19 protein-coding genes are annotated in these 16,258 nt (G+C 71.0%); 14 read left to right on the top strand and 5 right to left on the bottom strand.

Annotated features, from left to right (window positions below):
- The first annotated feature begins 5 nt into the window (after positions 1-5).
- Genes ABTV10_RS22505 through ABTV10_RS22440 form a run of 14 tightly spaced genes read left to right on the top strand, consistent with a single transcriptional unit; the run spans position 6 to position 11,785 of the window.
- Complete coding sequence (locus ABTV10_RS22505) at positions 6-944, top strand: NifU family protein (protein ID WP_499030614.1); 939 nt, start codon at positions 6-8, stop codon at positions 942-944.
- Positions 941-1,612 (top strand): DUF5947 family protein, encoded by a 672-nt coding sequence (locus ABTV10_RS22500; RefSeq protein ID WP_499030612.1) that lies wholly within the window; start codon positions 941-943, stop codon positions 1,610-1,612. Before ABTV10_RS22505 ends, ABTV10_RS22500 begins: the two co-directional genes overlap by 4 nt.
- Before the next feature lies 1 nt (position 1,613).
- Positions 1,614-2,264 (top strand): DUF6084 family protein, encoded by a 651-nt coding sequence (locus ABTV10_RS22495; RefSeq protein ID WP_499030609.1) that lies wholly within the window; start codon positions 1,614-1,616, stop codon positions 2,262-2,264.
- A complete protein-coding gene (locus ABTV10_RS22490) occupies positions 2,261-3,685 on the top strand; it encodes a hypothetical protein (protein ID WP_499030606.1) in 1,425 nt (474 codons plus the stop codon). Before ABTV10_RS22495 ends, ABTV10_RS22490 begins: the two co-directional genes overlap by 4 nt.
- Entirely contained in the window at positions 3,682-3,801 is a 120-nt protein-coding gene (locus tag ABTV10_RS22485; protein WP_433607715.1) for a DUF6893 family small protein, read from the top strand. Before ABTV10_RS22490 ends, ABTV10_RS22485 begins: the two co-directional genes overlap by 4 nt.
- Positions 3,802-3,805: 4 nt before the next feature.
- Positions 3,806-4,357, top strand: a complete 552-nt coding sequence (locus tag ABTV10_RS22480) for a hydrogenase maturation protease (RefSeq protein ID WP_499030604.1) — start codon at positions 3,806-3,808, stop codon at positions 4,355-4,357.
- A 3-nt stretch (positions 4,358-4,360) separates the two neighbouring features.
- A complete protein-coding gene (locus tag ABTV10_RS22475) occupies positions 4,361-4,633 on the top strand; it encodes a HypC/HybG/HupF family hydrogenase formation chaperone (RefSeq protein ID WP_499030602.1) in 273 nt (90 codons plus the stop codon).
- The gene (gene hypF, locus ABTV10_RS22470; protein WP_499030600.1) at positions 4,630-6,999 is read left to right on the top strand and encodes a carbamoyltransferase HypF; all 2,370 of its coding nucleotides are present in this window, start codon (positions 4,630-4,632) and stop codon (positions 6,997-6,999) included. Before ABTV10_RS22475 ends, hypF begins: the two co-directional genes overlap by 4 nt.
- On the top strand, positions 6,996-7,748 hold the full coding sequence (locus tag ABTV10_RS22465) for a hypothetical protein (protein ID WP_499030598.1): 753 nt from the start codon (positions 6,996-6,998) through the stop codon (positions 7,746-7,748). The genes hypF and ABTV10_RS22465 overlap by 4 nt, the downstream gene beginning before the upstream one ends.
- Positions 7,745-8,449 (top strand): D-sedoheptulose-7-phosphate isomerase, encoded by a 705-nt coding sequence (locus tag ABTV10_RS22460; protein ID WP_499030596.1) that lies wholly within the window; start codon positions 7,745-7,747, stop codon positions 8,447-8,449. Before ABTV10_RS22465 ends, ABTV10_RS22460 begins: the two co-directional genes overlap by 4 nt.
- Before the next feature lie 3 nt (positions 8,450-8,452).
- A complete protein-coding gene (hypE, locus tag ABTV10_RS22455) occupies positions 8,453-9,544 on the top strand; it encodes a hydrogenase expression/formation protein HypE (RefSeq protein ID WP_499030594.1) in 1,092 nt (363 codons plus the stop codon).
- 18 nt (positions 9,545-9,562) lie between these two features.
- Positions 9,563-9,835: a HypC/HybG/HupF family hydrogenase formation chaperone gene (locus tag ABTV10_RS22450; RefSeq protein WP_433607701.1), complete on the top strand. Its 273-nt coding sequence runs from the start codon at positions 9,563-9,565 to the stop codon at positions 9,833-9,835.
- 25 nt (positions 9,836-9,860) lie between these two features.
- The gene (hypD, locus tag ABTV10_RS22445) at positions 9,861-10,991 is read left to right on the top strand and encodes a hydrogenase formation protein HypD (RefSeq protein WP_499030591.1); all 1,131 of its coding nucleotides are present in this window, start codon (positions 9,861-9,863) and stop codon (positions 10,989-10,991) included.
- Positions 10,988-11,785, top strand: coding sequence for a DUF6390 family protein (locus ABTV10_RS22440; protein ID WP_499030589.1), 798 nt, complete (start codon positions 10,988-10,990; stop codon positions 11,783-11,785). The genes hypD and ABTV10_RS22440 overlap by 4 nt, the downstream gene beginning before the upstream one ends.
- Here the strand turns inward: ABTV10_RS22440 and ABTV10_RS22435 are convergent.
- From ABTV10_RS22435 to ABTV10_RS22415, 5 genes are all read right to left on the bottom strand, one after another.
- Positions 11,736-12,506: an energy-coupling factor ABC transporter ATP-binding protein gene (locus ABTV10_RS22435; RefSeq protein WP_499030586.1), complete on the bottom strand. Its 771-nt coding sequence runs from the start codon at positions 12,504-12,506 to the stop codon at positions 11,736-11,738. The two genes, ABTV10_RS22440 and ABTV10_RS22435, sit on opposite strands and share 50 nt — an antisense overlap.
- Positions 12,503-13,264: a cobalt ECF transporter T component CbiQ gene (cbiQ, locus tag ABTV10_RS22430; RefSeq protein ID WP_499030583.1), complete on the bottom strand. Its 762-nt coding sequence runs from the start codon at positions 13,262-13,264 to the stop codon at positions 12,503-12,505. The genes ABTV10_RS22435 and cbiQ overlap by 4 nt, the downstream gene beginning before the upstream one ends.
- A gap of 1 nt (position 13,265) precedes the next feature.
- Positions 13,266-13,613 (bottom strand): PDGLE domain-containing protein, encoded by a 348-nt coding sequence (locus ABTV10_RS22425; protein ID WP_499030582.1) that lies wholly within the window; start codon positions 13,611-13,613, stop codon positions 13,266-13,268.
- Positions 13,610-14,335, bottom strand: coding sequence for an energy-coupling factor ABC transporter permease (locus ABTV10_RS22420; protein WP_499030580.1), 726 nt, complete (start codon positions 14,333-14,335; stop codon positions 13,610-13,612). The genes ABTV10_RS22425 and ABTV10_RS22420 overlap by 4 nt, the downstream gene beginning before the upstream one ends.
- A 113-nt stretch (positions 14,336-14,448) precedes the next feature.
- On the bottom strand, positions 14,449-16,056 hold the full coding sequence (locus tag ABTV10_RS22415) for an ABC-F family ATP-binding cassette domain-containing protein (RefSeq protein WP_499030578.1): 1,608 nt from the start codon (positions 16,054-16,056) through the stop codon (positions 14,449-14,451).
- Positions 16,057-16,258 lie beyond the last annotated feature (202 nt).

The raw sequence follows: 16,258 nt of genomic DNA, 5'->3' as shown, positions 1-16,258 counted from the left end.
GACGGATGGCGTCGGTACACGACGAGACACGAAGCGAGACGTCCGAATCCGATCGCTGGCGGGGAGCCGGCGATCGGATCGAGGCGCTGCTCGATGCCGCCTCGGCCGGCGGACCGGTGGCCCGGGAGCGGGCCGAGCAGTTGGTCCGCGAGGTGATCGACCTCTACGGTGAGGCGCTGGGGCGGGTCGTCGCCGTGGCCGCGCGCACCCCCGGGATGGTCGACGAACTGGCCCGCGACGAGTTGGTGTCGAGCATGCTGCTGGTGAGCGGGCTGCACCCGCACGACGTCGAGACCCGGGTGCGGACCGCGCTCGACAACGTCCGCCCCTACCTGGGCTCGCACGGCGGTGACGTCGAACTGGTCGAGGTGTCGGACGACGGTGTCGTGCGGCTGCGGCTCCTGGGCAGTTGTCACGGGTGCCCGTCGTCGGTGGTGACCCTGCAGTTCGCGGTGGAGGGGGCGGTGCAGGCCGCGGCGCCCGAGACCACCGCGATCGAGGTGGAGACCGACCCCGCCGAGACCACCGCGGCGACGCCGGGTGTGTTCAGCGTCGACTCGCTGATGTCGCACGTGCACGATACTAGCCAGCAACCCGGAACATGGGTTTCTGCACCGGAATTCGAGGAACTGGGGCCCGGTGAGGTGGGCGGATTCACCGTGGGCGGTCTGGCGCTGCTGGTGTGCCGGATCGGGGACGAGATCTTCGCGTACCGCGACCGGTGTCCCGCGTGTGGGAACTCGATGGCCGGGGCGGTGATGCAGCGCCGGGCCGGCGGCGCTGTGGGGGACGCGGTGGTGCGCTGCCCCACCTGCCGCGCCCACTACGACGTCCGCCGCGCGGGGGCTGCGGTGGAGACGTCGGGCGATCACCTCGACCCGCTTCCGGTCCTGGTGCGCGACGGGGTCCTCTCGGTGGCGGTGCCGACGGCGGTGACGGGGTGAACGCGCCGTCGAACCACGGCACCCCCACCGGTCCGGCGCTGGGGGTGCTTCGGCGTATCGCGGCGACCCGGCCGCAGCCGATCGCCGGGGAACGGTGCGAGATGTGCGCGCTGCCGATCGCGGACGAGCATCCGCACGTCGTGAACATGGCCGGGCGACAACTGATGTGCGTGTGCCGGCCGTGCTACCTGCTGTTCACCGAACCTGACGCGGAACTGAAGTACCGTGCCGTACCCGACCGGTACCTGTCGTTCCCGGACTTCCGGCTGGGACCGGGACAGTGGGACGGGCTCGAGATCCCGGTGGGGCTCGCGTTCTTCTTCCGGAACTCCGAGCAGGGTCGCACGGTCGCGTTCTATCCCGGACCTGCCGGCGCGACCGAGTCGGAACTGTCCATCGAGGCGTGGGACGCGGTGCGGCAGGCCAACCCGGCCCTCGGCACCGCCGTCGCCGACGTCGAGGCGTTACTGATCCGCGTGCCGAAGACCGGTCCGTCCGGTGCCGAGTGCCACCTCCTGCCGATCGACGCCTGTTACGAACTGGTCGGGCGGCTGCGGCGGTGCTGGCGCGGGTTCGACGGCGGGCGGGATGCGCACCGCGAACTCGACAGCTTCTTCGAGCGCATCGAGCGGCGCAGCGTGCCCGTGACGAGCGGACCGGAGGTGTGAGGTGACCGCGCTCGACTTCTCCGTGCTCTCCGTCGGTCCCGAACCGTTCGCAGTGACACCCAACCTGATCGCCCGCGTGCGGATCGCCGAGTCCACCGCTGCCACGGTGCACGCCCTCGCCCTGCGATGCCAGATCCGTATCGAACCGCGCCGCCGCCGCTACTCGGACTCCGAGGAGGCCGGGCTGCTCGACCTGTTCGGGCCCCGCGATCGGTGGGGGTCGACCCTCTCGACGTTCCCGTGGCTGCACTGCACCGCGATGGTGCCGGGATTCACCGGCGAGTGCGTGACCGAACTGGTGATGCCGTGCACGTACGACTTCGAGGTCACGGCGTCGAAGTACCTGCACGCGCTGGAAGGCGGCGCGGACGCCAAGGTCCCGCTGAGCTTCCTGTTCAGCGGCACGGTATTCACCAAGGGCACCAAGGGATTCGGCGTCGAGCAGGTACCGTGGGACCGCGAGGCGCAGTTCGACCTGCCGGTCGAGGTGTGGCGCGAGACGGTGCGGCAGAACTTCCCGTCGACGGGCTGGCTGCGTCTGGATCACGACACCATCGCCGCGCTGATGCGCTTCAAGGCCGCCCGCGGGATACCGGGCATCGACCAGGCCGTGACCGCACTGCTCGACGCCGCGGGGGAGGTGGCGACGTGACCGGCCTCGACGACCTGACCCGGCTGCGGGCGGTGGCCGACGCCGTCCTGTACGAGGGCTACCTGCTGTACCCGTACCGTTCGACGTCGCGGAAGAACCAGTCGCGCTGGCAGTTCGGTGTGCTCGGGCCGGTCGGCGCCGACGACCGCGGGGTGGGGGAGGACGCCACGATGCGCGTCGAGTGCGTGCTCGACCGTGACGGTGGTGTCGTCGAGCCGGTGCTGCGGTTCCTGCAGTTGCAGGTCCGGACCGTCGAGGCGGCCCGCGGGGGTGGATTCGAGGCAGTTCCCGAACTTGTCACCGACGGGCGGACGTGGGTGAGCTGGGACGAGGCCGTGGAGGTGGAGGTCCCGCTCGGGGCGTTCAAGGTGGCGGACCTGCAGGGCGGCATCGGCCGGGACGTCCGGGTGCCAGGCGGCACGGACGTCGAGGAGCTCGGGCCGTCCGGCCGTCTGGTGCGGACCCGGTTCCCGGTGCACGGCCGGGTCGAGCTGGCGGTGTCGCGCATCGGCGACGCGGTGCGGTTGAGCGTCGACGTGCGCAACGAGACCGTCCTCGAGGAGGTCGGAGCCCCGGGTGTTCCTGTGAAGGACACGGCGATCCGCCACTCGCTCATCGGCGCGCATCTGCTCCTCGTGGCCCGCGGCACCCGCTTCACGTCGCTGCTGGAACCGCCCGACCGCTTCGCGGCCGCCGCGGCCGGGTGCCGGCAGCACCGCTGCTACCCGGTCCTGGCCGGGGACCCGAGCGCACCCGGTACGAGCGACGTCGTCCTGGCGTCGCCGATCATCCTGTACGACCATCCGCGGGTCGCCGAGGAGAGCGACGGAGACCTGTTCGACGCCACCGAGATCGACGAGATCCTCACCCTGCGGGTGATGACGCTGACGGACGAGGAGAAGGCGCAGGCCCGTGCGACCGATCCGCTGGCGGCGCAGATCATCGACCGCTGCGACGACATGTCGGCGTCGGACATGGAGAAGCTGCACGGCGCGCTGCGCGATCCGCGCGCCATCGATACCGGACTGCCGGCGCCCCCGACGTTCGTCACACCCGGCCTGGTCCCCGAGGTGCCGGACGACGTGCCCTGGTGGGATCCGGCCGCCGACACCAGCGTTCGGCCCGACGCCGACGGCGTCCTCGTCGACGGCGTCCGGATCGCGAAGGGCAGCCTGGTGCGACTGCGGCCGTCCCGGCGTGCCGACGCGCAGGACCTGTTCTTCACGGGCCAGGTCGCCCGGGTCGCCACCGTGCATGCCGACGTGGACGGCGGCACACACGTGGGTGTCGTGCTCGTCGACGATCCCGCCTCCGAACTGCACGACTGGTACGGCCGTTACCTGTACTTCGCGCCCGACGAAGTGGAACCACTCGATTCGCGGCCACCGGCGGCGGACGAGCGAGAGGAGAATCGGTCATGAGGGCAATCGGAATGGTGTCCACCGTGCTGTTCGCGGCGATCGCGGCGGCCGGTGTGTGGATCGGGGTGCGGTCGATCCCGGACATGCAGCGGTACCTACGTATGCGTCGGATGTGACGAGATGACGCCCGCGCCGCCCGCGTCGTCGCCGCCGAGGATCCTGGTTGCCGGAATCGGCAACATCTTCCTCGGCGACGACGGGTTCGGCCCCGAAGTGCTGCGCTCCTTGGTATCCGGGCGGGCGTCCGCCCCGCTGCCCGACGGCGTCCGCGCGGTCGACTACGGCATCCGCGGGATGCACCTGGCCTACGACCTGCTCGACGGCTGGGACGTGCTGGTCCTCGTCGACGCGGTCCCGGACCGGGGCCGGCCGGGCGACATCCGGGTGTTCGAGGTCGATCCGGACGACCCGGGCCCGGCCCCACGCCTCGACGCGCACGGCATGGATCCGGGTGCGGTGTTCGCGAGCCTCGCCGCGCTCGGCGGACAGCTCCCCCGCACGTTCGTCGTCGGTTGTCAGGCGGGATGCGTCGACGAGGGAATCGGGCTGTCCGCAACGGTTGCCGCGGCGGTGGACGCGGCCGCGGACGAGGTGCTGGCGGTGCTGTCCGCGTGCCGGACCGGGTCCGCCGCGGCGGCGGTCGGTGGCCCGATCGACGGGACGGAGGGCTGAGCGATGTGTCTGGGAATCCCGGGGCAGGTGGTCCGGATGCTCGACGGCTACGGTGGCCAGCTCGCGCTGGTCGACGTCGAGGGGACGGAACGCAAGGTCAATATCGGGATGCTTGAGGACACCGTGCTCGCACCCGGCGACTGGATCGTGATCCACATGGGGTTCGCGGTGGAGCGCGTCGACCGGGAGGGCGCCGAGCGGGCCATGGCCGGTCTGGAACTGATGGGCCGTCCGCGGGAGCCGCGCGGCGACGGCGGCGGAGGCGGGGCACCGTGACGACCGAGGCGTTCACCGACCGGGCCACGCTGCAGCGGCGCCGGGTGACCGTCCGCGGGGTGGTGCAGGGCGTCGGCTTCCGGCCGTTCGTCGCGCGGCTCGCCGAGCAGTTGGGACTCACCGGGCACTGCGGCAACGACGAGGTGTCCGTGTTCATCGAGGTGGAGGGTCGGCCGGAGGCGCTGGCGGAGTTCGTGATCGGGTTGCGTCGCGATGCACCGCCGCTCGCGGTGGTGGTGGACGTGACCGTGGAACCGTCGCGGCCCCGCGGCGACGACACGTTCCGGATCGTGCCGAGCGTGCACACCGCGGGGGCGCGGACCCTCGTCCCGCCCGACGTCGGGATCTGCGACGACTGCGCGCGGGAACTGGCCGACCCGGCGGACCGGCGGTACCGGCACCCGTTCGTGAACTGCACGAACTGTGGGCCCCGGTTCACGGTCGTCACGGACCTGCCGTACGACCGGCCGGCCACCACGATGGCGCGGTTCCCGATGTGCCCGCGGTGCGCACGCGAGTACGCCGACCCCACCGACCGCCGATACCATGCACAGCCGATCTGCTGCCGTGACTGCGGACCCCGGATTCACGCGGAGGCCGACGGCGCTCGCATCGACGGCGACGACGCCGTCCTCGCGCGCGTGCAGCTGGAGATCGCGCGGGGTGGCATCGTCGCGATCAAGGGGATCGGTGGCTTCCACCTGGCATGCGACGCAACCGATCCCGATGCCGTGCGACGGTTGCGGGAGCGGAAGCAGCGTCCGGCCAAGCCGTTCGCGGTGATGGCCGCGGACGTCACCACCGCGCGGAGGGTGTGCGACGTCGGAATCGCCGAGGCCGACGTGCTGAGCAGCCCGGCCCGTCCGATCGTGTTGCTGCGCAGGAAGGCCCGATCCGAGGTGGTGGACGACGTCGCGCCGGGACTGGACGAGATCGGGATCCTGCTGCCCTACGCGCCGCTCCACCACCTGCTGTTCGCGCCGGTGCCGGGCAGCGACGTGCCGCCGCCGCGGCTGCTGGTGATGACGTCCGGCAACCTCGGTGGCGAACCGCTGTGCTTCGACAACGACGACGCGCGCGAACGACTCTCCGGCATCGCCGACGTGTTCCTGATGCACGACCGCGACATCGCCGTACCGTGCGAGGACTCGGTGCTCACGGTCGTCGACGGTGCGGCCTCGCCGATCCGGCGTTCCCGCGGGTACGCGCCGCTGCCCGTGCTGTTGGGTCGTCCCGGCCCGACCGTGCTCGCGGTGGGCGCCGAGGTGAAGAACACCTTCTGCCTCACCCGGCAGGACTTCGCCTTCTGCTCCGGACATCTCGGCGACATGGGCAGCCTCGAGAGCCGGCGCGTCTTCGACGACTCCGTTGCGCAACTGTCGGCGCTGCACGGTGTCCGGCCCGAACTGGTTGTCGCCGACGAGCACCCGGGATACTCGACGCGGAACTGGGCCGAGGAGTTCAGCGAACGCGAGGGCATCGACCTGCGGACCGTCCAGCACCACCACGCCCACGTCGCGGCGCTGGTCGCCGAACACCGGATGGTGGGGACGCCCGTGCTGGGCGTCGCATACGACGGCACCGGCTACGGCTGCGACCGCACCGTGTGGGGCGGGGAGATGCTGCTGGTGGGGGAGGACCTGCTCGACGCCCGGCGCGTCGGGCACCTGCAGTCGTTCTCGCTGCCCGGCGGCGACGTCGCGGTGCGCAACCCGGCCCGCGTCGCGTTGGCGTTGCTGCACGAGGTGGGCCTGGACACCGCGGCGGCCGCCGAACTGCCGTGCCTGCGCGCGCTGGCGTCGAACGAACGTGCACTGGTCGCCGCGCAACTCGACTCCGGGCTCGGCTGCGTCCGGACGACGAGCGTCGGGCGGCTCTTCGACGGCGTCGCGTCGATGCTCGGGGTGCGGCACCGGGTCAGCTACGAGGCGCAGGCCGCGGTGGAACTCGAGGCCCTCGCCCGCACCGCCCGCGCACCCGCCGAGGTCGAGATGCGGATCGAGGACGGCGAGCTGAAGCTCGCCGAGCTGGTGGGTGGACTCGTGGCCGGGATGCGCGCGGGGATCCCGGTGCCGGAGTTGGCCTTCGGATTCCACTGTGCACTGGCGGCGGCCACCGCGGGTCTCGCGGCCGGCGTCGCCCGGCAGGCGGGGGTGACGACGGTGGGGCTGACCGGTGGGGTGTTCCAGAACCGGCTGTTGACGGCGCTCGTTCGGGTTCGCCTGGAGTCCGCCGGGCTGCGGGTCCTCACCCACCGGGCGGTGCCCGCCAACGACGGCGGTCTGTCCCTGGGGCAGGCCGCGCTGGGGCTCGCGACGCTCGCGCGTCGCGCCCGGACCGATCCGATCGACGAGGTGCAACGATGACGACGAGCGACGCGACGGTGGAACTGATCGACCAGGAACTGTCCGCGGACCTGGCGGCCGCGGCGCTGGCCCTGGCGCGGCGATTCCAGGCGGGTGCCACCCTGTGGGTGGTCTCGCCGCAGTGGGAACCGCACGCGCATCACGTGGCGGTCGAGTTCGTCCACCCGGTGATCATGGGTAAACGGGCCCTGCCGTCGGTCTCGCTCGTCGAACCCGACCCGGTGGCGCAGTGCCGCGTCGCGACCCGGCCCGGGGACGTGATCCTCGCGGTGGCGTCCGCCGACCAGCCCCAGGTCCGGGACATCGTGCGCCGGGCGCCGGCGTGGGGCGCCGACACGATCTGGATCGGTTCGGGCCCGCGGCCGGATGCAGGGACCGCCACCCACATCCTGTGGGTGGACTCCGACGATCCGATGGTCCCGGCGACCGGGCGGTTCGTGCTGATGTACCACCTGCTGTGGGAACTGACGCACGTCTGCTTCGAGCACCCCGGGCTGCTGCAGGCGCCGGCCGGGGCGAGCGGCGACTGCGCCGACGACACGTGCGTCACGTGCAGCGACGAGGGCCGGCTCGCCGAAGTGGTGCTGGCGCCGGCGGATCCGCTCACCGACGCCCTCGTCCGGACGGCCGGCGGGGAGGAGCGGGTCGACACGACACTCGTCGGCGCCGTCGCCCCCCACGACCTGCTGCTGGTCCACGGCGGTGCCGCGATCACCCGGCTCGACCCGCACGAGGAGGTACAGCGATGACCGGCGCTACCCCCGGCTCCGAGGGAACGGACTTCCTGTACCCGTTCATCGACGCCCACGATGTGGGGGCCTCGGACATCGCTGCCCTGCTCGACGACCTGGCCGCCTCGGCCCGCAGCAAGGCCGCCGAAAGCGCTCGGCTGCAGCAGGACTCGACCACGGAATGGGGGCCCGGCATCGAGGCGGCCGGACGCCTCATAGCGGAGCGGTTCGCCCAGGGCGGGCGGCTCTACACGTTCGGCAACGGCGGCAGTTCCACCGACGCGGCCACTCTCGCGTCGCTGTTCAGCCGTCCGGCGCGGGGCAGGCCCGTTGCCGCGTGGTCGCTCGCCGCCGACCAGGCGGTGGTGACCGCGCTCGGCAACGACGTCGGCTTCGACCTGATCTTCTCCCGGCAGATCATCGCGCACGCGGGCCCGCACGACATCGCGATCGCGCTGTCCACCTCCGGGAACTCCGACGATTTGATGATCGCACTCACCGAGGCGCGTCGGCGGGGTCTGCTGACGATCGGATTCGCGGGACACGACGGCGGCCGGATGGCGGTGAGCGACGACCTGGACTTCTGCTTCACGATCCGATCGCAGAGCATCCACCGGATCCAGGAGAGCCACGCGCTCGTCGGCTACCGACTCTGGAGTGCCGCACAGGGACACCTGAACAGACCGGAGATCGCCACCACCGACAGTCGGGAGGATTGACAGATGGAACCGACGACGGCCACCGAACGTGAGGACCGGGTCCTCGACCGCATCGCATCGTTCCGCAAGCGCCGGCCCAGGTTGCTCGAGGACGTCGTGACACTCGCCCACGGTGCGGGTGGGAAATCGTCGGCGGCACTGGTCGATTCGGTGTTCGTGGAGGCGCTGCGCAATCCGCAGCTCGAACAGCTCGGGGACGCGGCCGCGCTCACGCTGCCGGCGGGTGAGCGGATCGCGTTCTCGACCGACTCGTTCGTGGTGCAGCCCCTGCAGTTCCCGGGCGGGTCGATCGGGAACCTCGCGGTGCACGGCACCGTCAACGATCTCGCCGTGACCGGGGCGCGGCCGTTGTGGCTGTCGGCGGCATTCGTGATCGAGGAGGGCTTCGAGATCGCGCTGCTGCGTGAGATCGTCCGGGACATAGCGGATTCCGCCGCCGAGTGCGGGGTGCACGTGGTCACCGGCGACACCAAGGTGGTCGGCAGAGGCGCGGCCGACGGCGTCTACATCTGCACCGCCGGGGTCGGCGCCCTGCCGGTGACGCGCCGGCTCGGACCCGAGCACGTCCGGCCCGGCGACCGGGTGCTGCTGTCGGGCACGATCGGCGAACACGGCATGGCCGTGATGCTCGCGCGCGGCGAACTCGCGATCGAGGCCGACATCCGATCGGACACCGCACCGGTCAACGGTCTGGTTCACGCACTGCTCGAGGCGGCCCCGTCGACGCGATGGATGCGCGACGCGACCCGCGGCGGGGTCGGCACCGTCTGCAACGAGCTGGCCCAGTCCACCGGCCTCGCGGTGGTGCTCGACGAGGAGGCGCTGCCGGTGCTGCCGCAGGTGTCGGGCGCGTGCGATCTCCTCGGCATCGACCCGCTGTACGTCGCCAACGAGGGCAAGTTCGTCGCGGTCGTCGCCGCGGAGGAGGCCGACGCGGCGCTGGAAGCCCTCCAGGCGTGCCCGGGCGGCGAGCGAGCCGCCGAGGTCGGGGAGGTGCTCGCCGAACCGGAGGGCATCGTCGCGCTGCGCACCGCGTTCGGCGGCAGCCGGATCGTGGACATGCTGGTGGGGGACCCGCTGCCTCGAATCTGTTGAACGAGAGGAGGAAACGACATGTGTCTGGGCATTCCCGGCCAGGTGGTGCAGATGGTCGACACCGAGCAGCACCTGGCGAAGGTGGACGTGGGCGGGGTCCAGCGGACCATCAGCGTGCGACTGCTGGCCGACGACGGCCTCGTGGTGGGCGACTGGGTGCTGGTCCACGTCGGCTTCGCCATGGCGAAGATCGACGAGGCCGAGGCCGCGCTCACGCTCGACCAGGTCCAGAAGATGGGCGCCGACTACGAGAACGAGATCGACGCGTTCCATTCCTCGCGCATCAACTGACGCCGGGGCACAAGGAGGTTGCAGCATGAAATTCGTGGACGAATTCCGCGACCCGGCGGCGGCCCGCGCGCTGGTCCGGTCGATCACCGAACTCGCCGGTGACGACGGGTTCAAGTTCATGGAGGTGTGCGGCGGCCACACCCACACCATCTACCGGCACGGCATCGAACACCTGCTGCCGCCGTCCGTGGAACTGGTGCACGGTCCGGGGTGCCCGGTGTGCGTGATCCCGATGGGCCGCGTCGACGACGCGATGTACCTCGCCGAACAGCCCGACGTCATCTTCACGACGTTCGGCGACATGATGCGGGTGCCCGGATCGCGCGGCAACCTCATCGAGGCGAAGGCGCGCGGCGCGGACGTGCGATTCGTGTACTCGCCGCTCGACGCCCTCAAGATCGCCGTCGATCACCCCGACAAACAGGTGGTGTTCTTCGCGGTCGGCTTCGAGACCACCGCCCCGTCCACCTCGGTGACGCTGGTGCGGGCCCGGCAGATGGGCGTGACGAACTTCAGCATCTTCTGCAACCACGTGACGATCGTGCCGCCGATCAAGGCGATCCTCGAGTCCCCGGACCTGCGCCTCGACGGCTTCCTCGGCCCCGGACACGTCTCGACGGTGGTGGGGTTGCGGCCGTACCGGTTCGTTCCCGAGGTGTACGGAAAGCCGATGGTGGTGGCGGGGTTCGAACCCCTCGACATCCTCGCGTCGGTGCACATGCTGTTGCAGCAGATCCGCGAGGGGCGCTGCGAGGTGGAGAACCAGTACATCCGCGTCGTGCGGCCCGAGGGGAACCCGCAGGCACTGAAGCTGATGAGCGAAACCTTCGCGCTGCGCCCGCATTTCGAGTGGCGGGGACTCGGGTTCATCTCGCAGAGCGCACTGCGGATCCACCCCGACTACGTCGAGTTCGACGCGGAGGAACGCTTCTCGATGCCGGGCGTCCGGGTGGCCGACCCCAAGGCGTGCCAGTGCGGGGAGGTCCTCAAGGGGGTCATCAAGCCGTGGGAGTGCAAGGTGTTCGGCACCGCCTGCACGCCCGAGACCCCGATCGGGACGTGCATGGTCTCGCCCGAGGGTGCGTGCGCCGCGTACTACAACTTCGGTCGGTTGCACCGGGAGACCGCGCTGCTGGTGGGGCGGAGACCCGAGTGAGCGGCCGGGCCGGTCGGGCCCTGTTCGCGCGGTACGCGTACGCGCCCAACGCGCTCGGGTACTGCGGTCCCGCCGGATCGGTGCTCGAGACGGTCGCGTGCGGGGGCGGGGGAGCCGACGTCGGCGGCGTGGACGCGGCGGCCCGACAGTTCAGCGGCGCGTGGCCGTACCAGGAACTGCTCGCCGAACAGTCCGGAGTGGACGACGCCCTCGACGAGACGGTGGTGCGCGGCTACTGGACCGGCAACGAGCTGACCGCGGCCGTGGACCGGGAACGGTTCGGCCGGGCACTGCTCGACCGCCTCGGCGCGCGCGCCGGGCACTACTGGAAGTACCTCACCGACGACCTGCTGCCCGAGGTCGCACCCACCCACGCGTTCCACGTGTTCGGCGTGTATCCGTGGACGCGACTGCTCGGCACCGGGATGCCGCAGCCCTTGCACGTCCTCGACTCGTGCCGCATCCGCAACGGCGTCGTCGTCGAGTTGCGGCCCGACACCGCGGTGGTGCGGTCACGGGGCCTGCAGTTCGACGGTTCGAAGCTGACGCTGGGCCCGCTCGAGGACCGGCCTGCCCGACGGCGCACGGCCGCCGGACCGTTCGTGCCGGATCTGCGGTTGGGCGACCGCGTGGCCGTGCACTGGGACCTCGTTTGCGACCGACTCGACGCCGATCAGGCCGGCAGCCTCGAATACTGGACGGATTGGCAGCTGACACAGACCAATCCGCGCCTGGCCGCCGAGTTCATCCGTCCCGCAGGCGATCCGGCAGTGACTCCGTCTCGGGAAGCGTGAACCCCCAGGGCAACTCGAGGCGGTGTGCGGCCAGCAGGTCGGCATCCGCGAGGACCCGATCGATGCCGTCGTCCGCCACCAGGCGACCCGCGTCGAGGACCACCGCCCGCCGGCACAGTTGCGCGGCGTACGGCAGGTCGTGGGTCACCAGCACGAGGGTCGCCTCCACACGCATGAGCACCTCGGCGAGTTCGCGGCGGGCGACGGGATCGAGATTGCTCGACGGCTCGTCGAGCACGAGCACGTCGGGCCGGCACGCCAGCACCGTCGCGAGCGCGACCCGGCGTCGCTGGCCCCCGGAGAGGTGACCGGCGCTGCGGTGCGCGTGCTCGGCCATGTCGACCTGCGCGAGCGCGTCGGCCACGCGCCGTCCGAGTTCCGCTCCGCGGACCCCGAAGTTGGCCGGCCCGAAGGCGACGTCCTCGGCCACGGTGGGCATGAACAGTTGGTCGTCGGGGTCCTGGAACACCACACCCACGCGACGGCGGATCTCGCGCAGGTTCTTCCGGCCGACGGCGAGGCCGCCGATCCGCACCGAGCCCGCCGTCGCGGTGAGCACCGCGTTGAGTTGGAGGATCAGGGTGGTCTTGCCGGCGCCGTTGGGGCCCAGGACCGCGACCCGCTCGCCGCGGGCGATCGAGACGTCGATGCCGTCGAGCGCTCGCCGGCCGTCCGGATAGTCGAAGACCAACCCGCTGGTTTCGATTGCGGGCGCGGTCATCTCATCACCCAGGCCGCGGTCGCGACCGCCACCGCGCACGCGACGGGCGCGAGCGCGGTGCACCAGTCGCGGCCCCGGGCCGGCGGCGCGAACAGCGGTACGGTGCCGGTGAATCCGCGCGAGAGCATCGCGAGATGCACGCGCTCGCCGCGCTCGTAGGCGCGCAGGAACGTCCCGCCCACGCCGCGCGCGGCCGCGCCGACCAGGTGCAGGGTGCGCGGGTCGTCACCGCGGGAGACGCGCGCAATGCGCATCCGATCGATCTCTGCTGCAAGCAGAGTCACGTAACGGAGCATGAGTGTGGCCACCGTGACGACGATGCCGGGCAGGTGCAGCCGGGACAGTCCCGCCGGCAGGGACCGCATGGGTGTGGTGGCCGCGAGCGTCAGCGAGACGAGCACGCCCAGGGTGCCTTTGACCAGGATGTTCCACGCCACGAGCAGGCCGGGCACCGACAGGGACAGACCCGCGACCGCCACCCGCTCGCCGGTCTCCGCGAACGGCAGCAGGACGGCGAGCACGACGAACGGCAACTCGATGAGCATGCGCGGCGCGAGCCAGCGCAGCGTGATGCCGGCGATCCGCCACACCCCGACGAGGATGAGAAGATACAGCCCGAACGCCCAGAACGCCTCCCGCGGCGTCGCGACGACGGCGAACATCCCGACGAATGCGGCCAGGATCTTCACCTCGGTCGGCAGCGCATGCACCGGGGACGCGCCTTCGAGGAACAGTGGGTGGGTGTGCGACCCGGACACGTCACGGACCCCGGCGGCGCGCGATCGTCCGGAACAGCAGGCCCGCCACGACGAACACCGCCACCACCCCGATCACCCCGGCGACGCCGGTGAGCGCGCCGTCGCCGCGGATCGAGTAGCCGGCCAACGGCGACGACGACAGGTGATGATCGGTGGCGTCCTGGGCGATGCACGCGCCGTCGAGCTGTTCACCGTCATCGGTTTCCACGACCTCGCAGCCGCGCTGCGTCGTGGCGTCCAGGCCATCCGGACTGGAGCTGGCGAAGTAGGAGAGGACGCCGGCGACGAGCAGCGCCGCCACCGCGAAGCCGACGAGGAACCACGACCATCTGCGGGTGCCGGTGCTCATGTCGGCACCACGCCCGCGTCACGCGCGCGCACGGGTTGCCGGCGCAGCAGGTACATGAGGTCGGGCCGGGCCCGCGCCACCGCGACGACGGTGAACGCGGTGATGATGCCCTCGCCGATGCCGATGAGGGCGTGCGTGCCGAGCATGTACGCCGCCACCGTGTGCAGCGACGTGATGGCCGACCCGCCGATCGCGTACTCGACGACGAACATTGATGCCGCGAGAACCGTTGCACACCAGGCCGAGACGAACGCGAGAACGCCGATCCCGCCGTCTCCCCGGCGGGCCAGCACCGGGCGCAGGGCCACCGCGACGGCGTAGCCGACCGCGGTCCCGACCAGTGCCATGTTGGTGATGTTGGCGCCGAGCGCGGTGAGGCCGCCGTCGGCGAACAACAGGGACTGAACGGTGAGCACGATCGCGATGCACAGCGCGCCGGTGTACGGCCCGACGAGTATCGCGGCCAGTCCGCCGCCCAGGAGGTGTCCGCTCACGCCGGGGAGGATCGGGAAGTTGATCATCTGGACGGCGAAGATGAAGGCGGCCACCAGGCCGGCCATCGGCGCGGTCCGTTCGTCGAGTTCGGTGCGGGCGCGCCAGATCGCGACGCCGACGCCCACGACCGCGACGGCCCAGAACAGCGCCGAAGTGGGGGCATTGATGATCCCGTCGCTCATGTGCATTGCGACGACATCGGTGTCGACAGCCGGTTCGATAGCCACGCCGCCCTCCCGAGGGCTGGGGAATCGTCGCACCCAAGTCTATCGGGACACGTGAACAGCTGAACAGGCTTTCCGGAATGGTCTGGTTCGACGGCCGCTTCCCCGAAGCCGCGTCAGGGCCGCTCGTCCCCTGGCTCGGTGAGGCCCGACTCGTCGATCCACAGTCGTCGGGAGATGCCGATGTCGCGCAGGAACCGGCGGTCGTGACTGACCACGATCAGCGCACCGCGGTAGTCGTTCAGCGCCTGCACCAGGTGCGCGAGGCTCGGCAGATCGAGGTTGTTCGTCGGCTCGTCGAGCATCAGCAGTCGTGGTGGCGGGTCGGCCGCGAGGAGCATCGCCAACGCGGCCCGCAGTCGTTCGCCGCCGGACAGCGTCGACGCCGGGGCGTCGGCCTCGGTACCACGGAACAGGAACCGGGCCAGACTGCCGCGGATCTGCTCGGCGGTGGCGTGCGGCGCCGCGGCGGCGACGTTCTCCGCCACCGACCGAGCGTCGTCGAAGATGTCGAGTCGCTGGGGGAGGAGGGCGAACGGGACCTTCGCGCCGTGCTCGGCGATCCGGTGGAGCAGGGTGGTCTTGCCGGCGCCGTTGCGTCCGGTCAGAGCGATCCGCTCGGGTCCGGTCACGGTGAGATTGAGCGTCTGACCGCTACGCAGGCGCGCCCCCGTCAGCTCGATCACCTGTTGTCCGGGGAACACCGCGGTGTCGGGCAGGTCGATGCGGATCTCGCGGTCGTCGCGCACCCGGTCCTGTGCCTCGGCCAGGGCGCGCTTGGCGTCGTCGAGCTTCTCCTGGTGGTTTCCCCGAAGCTTGCCGGCCGATTCCTGGGCGGCGCGCTTGCGTAGGCCCATCACGATCTTCGGTTCTCTCTTGTTCTCGAACATCTTTCGGCCGTACCGGGCGCGGCGATCGAGCTTGATCTGCGTCTCGACCAGTTCGCGGCCCTGCTTGCGGACGTCGCTGCGCGCGTCGCGGACAGCGGCCCGCGCGGCCTCCTGCTCGGCCTCGACCGCCGCCAGATAGTCGGTGAAGCTGCCGCCGAACATGCGGAGGTGACCGTCGCGCAGTTCCGCGATGGACTCCATCGTCTCGAGCACATCCCGGTCGTGGCTGACGACGAGCACGGTGCCGGGGAACTGGCGCACGGCCGCGGCGAGAAGCTCCCGGCTCGCACCGTCCAGGTTGTTGGTCGGCTCGTCGAGCAGCAGGATGTGCGGCTCGCGCAGCAGTTGAGCGGTGAGACCGAGCAACGTCGTTTCGCCGCCGGACAGTTCACCGACCGTGCGGTCGAGATCGGCGACGTCGGCGACGATGTGCCGCAGGCCCAGTCGGTGCAGCGTCGACACCGCACGTTCCTCGATGTCCCACGCGGAACCGACGGTGTCGAAGTCCGTCTCCGTTCCGGAGCCGGATTCGATGCGCGCCAACGACAGTCGGATGTCGGTGATCCCGAGTACCGCGTCGACACGCACGCTCGGATCGAGCGTCAGGTCCTGCGGGAGGTACGCGACGATACCGTTTGTCGAGACCGAGCCACGCGACGGCCGCAGTCGTCCCGCGATCAGCCGCAACAGCGTGGACTTGCCGGAACCGTTGAGGCCGACCAGGCCGGTGCGGCCCGAGCCGAACACGGCGTCGAGGCCGTCGACGACCGGGGACCCGTCGGGCCACGAGAAGGTGAGGTCGGACAGGGATATCGATGTGGAGGGATGTGCCATGGATGCTCCGAGAGGTTGCGTGCTGTGCGCGGGCGCGTGCTACGGCACACGCCGCGCTCGGGCGCGGGATCACCTCTACAGGAGCAAGGGCTCTTCCTATCGATCGGAAACACGAACGTCGACAACGGTATGACCGGTTCAACCGGCGCGCAACCCGTTTATTCCGTTCCCGGGGAGCAGAAGGGTTCCGCGTGCCCGCTGC

The sequence above is a fragment of the Paraburkholderia sp. RHO2 genome, from assembly GCF_050955445.1.
Taxonomy (GTDB): Bacteria; Actinomycetota; Actinomycetes; order Mycobacteriales; family Mycobacteriaceae; genus Prescottella; species Prescottella agglutinans_A.
Note: the sequence above shows the minus strand (reverse complement) of the source record. Positions and strands in the feature narration are given on the sequence as shown.